We start from the raw sequence: 6,697 nt of genomic DNA on the forward strand, positions 1-6,697 counted from the left end.
TTATAGTCCGTGATGTCTCCAATCGGCATATAGGCGTACATAAAGGTTAACGCCTCCCTCTCTTCGGGAGTCATTTGATCGTTAAATACTGCGAAAAGGTCTCCGTTAGGCAGGGCGGCCTGTTTCGCTTGGAAATCGTTCTCAACCTCAGCTCGGTAAGCGGTGTCGGTGATAAAATGTTGTTGGTTGTTACAGCTCGTCCATACGAGTAATGTAAACAACAGTGCGAATAGATGTTTTTTGTTCATAAAGCGGATATGTATATTCGACAAAAGTAGTTATTCTACATATAATATGAAATTTATCTAAAAAAACCGGTCGGATATGAATCCTTCCGGTTTTTCTTTTACTTGCGGTTTGTCCATTCGAAAGGATCAATATCCATTGTTTTGAACAAGAGCTCCTTTAGAAAGGTCGATTTCAGTTAGAGGAATAGCCCATAGATAATCCCTATTCGGATTAAAGTTCCTTTGCTCTATGAATACGTGCTTTCCGTCTACTAATTTCCCGTATACAGGCTTCTTCACGTCAGCCTCTGTTGTTTTCCAGCTGCGTGAGTCAAACAGGTGGATTCCTTCGAACGTGAACTCCAAACGTCTTTCCAAGCGGATAGCCTCACGCATTTGCTCTTTGCTTAATCCATCCGGGAGGGGAGGAAGCTCTACACTGGGGCGTTGGCGAACCTGGTTGATTGCGGCATATACTGATTTGTCAGGCCCTTTTAGCTCATTCTGAGCCTCGGCGTATGTTAATAGGATATCGGCATAACGGATGTAAATGAAATTTGTCCAGCCATACTCATTGTTGCCGTCATTTTTGGGGTTGACATATTTTCGCATGCTATAGCCCGTGCGAGTAGCGTTTCCGTTACCCATGCCATTTGAATCGTATGTTTTCCCTGCCAATTCCTGTCCATCCCAAAGGATCGAGTACGCTAGGCGAGGATCGCGGTTCTCGAAAGGTTTCGCCGGATCATAAAGTTTGGATTCCTTAATGGATTTCCCATCTACGCAAGGATAAGCGTCTATTAGGTCTTGCGTTGGTGACAAGGCTTCCCATCCACCCATCATTAGGGGGCCGAAGTATTGGTCGATCAAGCTTCCGATCGTAGAGTTATATGCGTTTTGTACATATTGGCGGTCAAAGATGACTTCCTTGTTATTCTCATACTCCGGTAAGAACAGGTTCTCGTAATTCTCGAATAATCCGTAAACCCCAAGATCCATAACCTCCTTGGCAGCTTTAGCGGCGGTTTCGTATTTATGGAAATAAATGCTCATTTTGGCTTTTAGCGCTAATGCGGCTCCTTTGGTAGCACGCCCTATCTCGCTGGACTCGGTCCGTTTTTCTGGCAGTACTTCCGCTGCTTTGTCCAGCTCCTTTACGATAAACTCATACACTTCCTCTTCCGTGTTACGTGCTGGGATAGGTTCGTTTAGCTCAAGTGCATGTGTCAAGATAGGCACGCCGCCGAAATATTTCACCAACGTTGAATAGAAGAAGGCTCGTAAAAAAGTAATCTCTCCCGTAAGGATGGTTTTCTTGCCTTCGTCCATTTCCACCTGTTCGATGTTTGCCATGTAGACCTCGCATCGGCAGATACCGTCGTAGGCCCTCTGCCATACTTGTTTGAAGTGAGGGTTGGAGGCAGTCGCTGTTCCTGCGGATAACTGTCCTTGTTCGGCACCTACGTGTACCGGTACGGCGTTATCCGTATAGCAATCGGTCATGATGATATGGTTTTCCGGGGCGATTAGATATCGGTAAGTCCCCGTTGTGTATTGAGTTGCGTCTTGGGCATCTTTCCAGAAAGAGACATCAGACAATTGATCTTTCGGGGCACGATCCAGAAAACCGTCATTACAGCTAGTTCCCGCTAATAATACGAGTGATACTAAATAATATTTAAGTTTCATAATTGCTTAATTTTTTAGAATGATAGATTAACACCAAATGAATAGTTCCTTGTTAAAGGATAATAGCTACCTCCGCGGCTCAGCTCTGTGGAAGCTTGATTGTTGAAGTCGTAGGCCGCTTCGGGGTCTGCCCCGTCAAATCCTGTGATCGTGAATAAGTTGTCCGCGCTGAAATAGAAGCGTAAGCGACTGATTCCCGAGTTTGCCAATAACTTAGACGGAATGGTGTAGCCAATCTGTAGGTTTCTCATCTTTACGTATGCTGCGTTTTGCATCCAGAATGTTGATGTCTGCCAGTTCTTATTCGAATTTCTCATAGACAAGCGAGGATATGTGGCATCCGGGTTCTCCGGAGTCCAACGGTCCAAATGGGCTTCTGTTACTTTGCCTCCATTATAGAATGCCCTGCTGATCTCGGCCTTTACGATTCCATCTACCATCCCCGCTCCTTGCAGCAATGTGGAGAAATCGAAATTCTTATAATTAAATCCTAGGTTTAACCCAAAGTTCAATTTCGGGAAATAGTTACCAAGTGACTTACGATCTTTCTCATCGATGACCTTATCGCCGTTCAAGTCGGCGTATTTCAAGTCTCCGGGTACCGGAGTTCCCATGACTTGCTTGGGATGAGCGTCAATCTCGGCTTGATTTTGGAAAATACCCTCGCAAACATATCCATAGATATTATTGATCGGATCTCCAACGGAACGTCCCGGTATATCACCACCACTTAGATCTGTGATCTCATTGTGTACGTAACTTATGTTGAATGTCGCGTGATAATTGAAATCACGGATATTGTTGTTGTGCCTAAGAGACAACTCGACGCCTGTATTCCTTACTTTACCTGCGTTTTGCATAGGAGCGTCAACACCTACAATCTCAGGGATCGGCAGGCTCAGTAAGATGTCACTTGTGTTTTTCAAGAAGAAGTCACCCGTGAATGAGAGCTTGCCATTCAAGAAATCCGCGTCAACACCCACATCGACTTGACTGGTAGTTTCCCATGTTATATTCTTGTTGGCCATTGTCGGCGTGATAGAGATTCCCGGGGTTAACACGTTATTATAGCTATAGTCATAGCCAAACGCATAGGTGTTATAAAATGCGTAATTGCCGATCTCTTGGTTTCCTAACTGTCCCCAAGAGGCGCGTAGTTTTAGGTTATCTACCCAAGAGGCTTTGAAGAAATCCTCTTCCGAGATTCTCCAGCCGGCCGAGAAAGAGGGGAAAGCTCCGAATCGGCTGTTTTTAGGGAATCTGGAAGTTCCGTCATAACGGATGTTGCCCTCCAGTAAGTACCGATCGTCGAACGAGTAATTAATACGTCCGAAGGCCGATCGGAGCGCATATTCCACCAAGTTACCTTGAGTCTCCTGCGTAGTCACGTTTCCGGCGTTGATCTCTCCTAAGCTGTTGCTGGAAGGCAGGTCTTTACGTAAAGCCGATACATATCGATATTGGTTATATAGTTGAGAGTATCCGGCTAAAGCCTTGATGCCATGCTTTCCGAAAGTCTTCTCGTAATTCAAGTAGGCTTGCAGATTGATTTCCAGCATCTTCTTGTCATAGTTTTGCGCCATGTTCCGAGTTGTCTTGATCGGGTTCTTGGAATCTGCGCTATAGAAATTGATACTTCTGGAGAAGACATGTTGATCCAATAAGTTGAATATCGCTCCGGCATTACCGCAAAGGGTCAGCCCTTCGATAATCTTATATACGAAAGATGCGCTTCCTTGGAAGTTGTTGTTGTATATTCGGCTTAAACCTCCTTCTCTAGCGGTAGCCACGGAGTTATGCTCATTCTTGAAAAGCCCGTATTGTCCGTTTTGGAATTGAATCGGTGTTACTGGTGTCTCGCGGAACGCGTAGTGTATGATATTGGAAGCTCCATCCCCTGTCCTGCCCAAATTGGAAATACCTATCGCGGGTTCTGCTTGGCGATCCCGATAGGCAGCCATGTTCAAAGAGAAGTCGAGACGGTCGTTGACCTTTGCGTCAAGGTTGGCTCGAACGTTAAACTTATTGTAATTCATGTTCGGTATCAAACCTTTTTTATCGTGGAAACCAAAGGATACAGAATAACGGATCGCCTCAGAACCTCCCGTTACATTTAGATGATGATTATGAAACAACCCGTTTTCGCTTAGTAGGGTTCCCAGCCAATCGCTATTGGCAAAATGGTCGGGATCGCTTCCATCTTGGAACTTTTTCAGGGCTGTTTCGTCATAAGGCTTAGGCATATTGTCATTCGCATATGCCTCATTTAATAGTGTCGCATATCCGTACGAGTCCAAGTACTTGGGAAGACGGGTAGCGGATTGCCAGCCAACGTATCCGTTATAGGAGACGTTGGTCTTGCCTGCGGCTCCCTTCTTGGTCGTTACCAAGATTACGCCATTTGCGGCACGCACACCGTAGATAGACGAGGCCGCTGCGTCTTTCAATATAGAGATGTCTTGTATATCATTGGGGTCTACGCTGTTTAGGCTCGACTCTACCCCGTCTATGATAACCATAGCCTCGGCCTTTCCAAGAGTTCCCACGCCACGTACGCGTAAAGAACCGGCGTCAGCGCCCGGCTGTCCTGTATTCTGGATGATCGTTACGCCGGAAACTTGTCCGGTCATCATATTCACCGCATTGGAGGTTGTTCGGTTCTCCATCATGTCAGCCTTGATATTACTGATAGCACCGGTCAGGTTCACTTTCTTTTGTGTTCCATAGCCGACTACTACCACCTCATCTAAGTTTTGTGTGTCTTCTGTCAATTGAATGTTTAATACAGATTGACTGGCTATTTGAATCTTCTTTTCGATATATCCGATATAAGAAATTCGTAAGGTCGCTCTGGTATTTACTTCCAGCACGAATTTTCCGTCGAAATCTGTGATCGTTCCATTAGTCGTTCCATCTTCTACCACATTGGCGCCGATGATCGGTATTCCGCTGGAGTCTGTGATCGTTCCGCTTACCCGTTTTGTTTGTTGCTGGATAAGCGTGCCAGCCTTCATCCGGCTGTTGGAAGAGATAGCGGCTTTTGCCGCAAGATCGTTTGGGAAAGCAACTCCAGTACACAAGAAAAGGCAAAGACATAGTGTAGCTTTTTTTTTGTGTGTCTGTTTGTCAGCAGAGTTCCTGCTGTCGTCTTTAGGCAATAGAAACAATGTTTGTTTCATGACTTTTAGTTTTTTATATTAATAATGTTTCAAAGAGTCAACAAAGATGACTTCTTGTGTTTTTTGTAATGTTTTTCCGTATTTGGAAATTTCTTTTCCATATATGGAATTCCTGTTCATTTTCCAAAGGAAAAATAGATGAATTTATTACTGGGATGTTGTATGTTTTGTTAATAAATGTTTTTTTTGTTTTATAACATATTGTATGCGGCCACGGTAATGTTTTTATCCGGATCCACTACTGTCCAAAGAAATTTTCCCATAAGGTCAACTGACCATCATCGGAGTCATTCTGAGGACGTTTGGGTTTAACAAATAGTTCACCTAAAGGTTTCCTTTCAAAGAGGACTTTACCAATGGCAGCGGATAATATATAAAGATTTTGATCAATATGATATACTTTCTTAGCAATGGCAAGCAGCAGATAATCGCATATGGCAATCCAAATCTGCGAGAATACAGCATTTTGGCTCGTTCCGTAGAACGACTTGATATGCAGTCGCTGTTTGACCCATTTGAAGAAACATTCCACTTGCCAGCGCTCTCTATAGAGTTCCGCTATAGTCAGGTAGGAATGAGTGAAATCGTTGCTCAGAAATCTATAAATGTTTCCGGTAGCATAATCCTCATAAATAACCATGCGGAGTGTGTCTGGATACCATTGGGAGGTTTTCTGTCCAGTAAGCCTAATAGTGGAATCACTCACAACTCCAGTCTGCTTGTCTACGGGGCGTTCCTCCAGCACTTCATATTTCATATTATCCTTGGCTCTTGTTACAAAGAACGCTTGCTGACGATGAGAGTGATTAAACAACTGCTTGAAATCGATGTAGCCTTTGTCCATGAGATAATAGCTTCCTGGTTCTACAGGAATCAAACTCATTGTTTTAGAGTCATGGATGGCAGCCTCTGTCAGATAGATGAATGTTGGTATGGAACCACGCAGATCCAACAGCGTATGCATCTTTACACCGCCTTTGTCATGATGCAGACGAGCCCATGGACAAAGCTGAAGGCACAACTTGATAGTGCTGCTATCAAAGGCGTACACGATACCGTCCACGTCAAGACGGGAAGGCTCATTTTGGTACAGTTCTCTTGCCCAAGCAATCAGAATCTGACCGAAATCATGATATATACGCCAATCCTTGGTCTCATTGATATGGGCCAAAGTGGAACGTTGGATATACTTTATTCCGCTCGAATAGAGTTTGGAAGAGAGTGCAACCAGCGTTGCATCAATGCTGCGGAGACTAACTTGGTCAGTGAACTGCGCAAAGCTCATCACCATAAACAGGTCTCTGCATTTGAACTCGATGGCATGTCTATTGCCATTGTATCTCTTTACGCACTTGTCGAATTCATATCTTGGTATGAGCGACATGATCTGAGCGAATATGGTCTTTCCTTGATTCATGATTTCGGTCTCTTGCAATACAATTTGCAAAAGAACAAAATCAAATCTCGAAAAAATCAAATTTGTATAACTAATTGAATATAGCCAATTTAAACCATGTCCAAGATTTTTTCTTTGGACAGTAGTGATCCGGATCGTTTTTTTTTCTGTAGAAAGTTGTCGAACTTTGTGTTTTTAATTATCAT

Annotated in this window: 4 protein-coding genes; all 4 read right to left on the bottom strand. The window is 44.0% G+C overall.

Annotated elements, in window-relative coordinates:
- Positions 1-248, bottom strand: a 248-nt coding sequence (locus NBH16_RS22945; RefSeq protein ID WP_250789122.1) for a hypothetical protein, incomplete at its 3' end; no start/stop codon positions are given.
- A gap of 126 nt (positions 249-374) precedes the next feature.
- Positions 375-1,916: a RagB/SusD family nutrient uptake outer membrane protein gene (locus NBH16_RS22950; RefSeq protein WP_009276901.1), complete on the bottom strand. Its 1,542-nt coding sequence runs from the start codon at positions 1,914-1,916 to the stop codon at positions 375-377.
- A gap of 14 nt (positions 1,917-1,930) precedes the next feature.
- Complete coding sequence (locus tag NBH16_RS22955) at positions 1,931-5,095, bottom strand: SusC/RagA family TonB-linked outer membrane protein (protein WP_250789123.1); 3,165 nt, start codon at positions 5,093-5,095, stop codon at positions 1,931-1,933.
- 238 nt (positions 5,096-5,333) lie between these two features.
- Positions 5,334-6,512: an IS4 family transposase gene (locus tag NBH16_RS22960; RefSeq protein ID WP_233554304.1), complete on the bottom strand. Its 1,179-nt coding sequence runs from the start codon at positions 6,510-6,512 to the stop codon at positions 5,334-5,336.
- Between the last annotated feature and the right edge of the window lie 185 nt (positions 6,513-6,697).

The sequence above is a fragment of the Parabacteroides sp. Y3-G-102 genome (genome assembly GCF_023656845.1).
Classification (GTDB): Bacteria; Bacteroidota; Bacteroidia; order Bacteroidales; family Tannerellaceae; genus Parabacteroides; species Parabacteroides distasonis.